This is a genomic window from Pelomicrobium sp. G1, assembly GCF_051905455.1.
GTDB lineage: Bacteria > Pseudomonadota > Gammaproteobacteria > Burkholderiales > UBA6910 > Pelomicrobium.
On record NZ_JBQACR010000241.1, the window covers coordinates 1 to 312 of the forward strand.

The 312-nt window shown below is 66.0% G+C and carries 1 protein-coding gene; it reads right to left on the minus strand.

Going from position 1 to position 312, the window contains the following annotated elements; all coding sequences use genetic code 11:
* Positions 1-312 (minus strand): tetratricopeptide repeat protein (locus ACTFO6_RS18350; RefSeq protein ID WP_439935818.1); only part of this gene is annotated, 312 nt, incomplete at both ends.

Here is a 312-nt window from a genome sequence, read left to right on the forward strand (position 1 = left end):
GGTACCAGGCGGCCGACTGGTCGTAGCGCTTGCGCTCCTCCTCGAGATGTCCGAGGAAGAAGCGGATCGCGTCCTTGTCCCGGTAATTGAGTTCCAGTGCCTGGCCAAAATACCCCGCCGCGGCGTCGTAGTCCTTGAGCTGCATGGCGAGGAGTCCCACAGCCACCAGCACCTCCGGGTTGCGCGGATGATCCACCAGCACCGCCTGAAACTGCTCCCGGGCGTCCCCATAGCGCCGCTCGGCGGTGAGGGCCCGGGCATATGCGGCGCACGTCCCGGGCTTTCGGGTACCGGGCCAGTTAATCTCGGTAG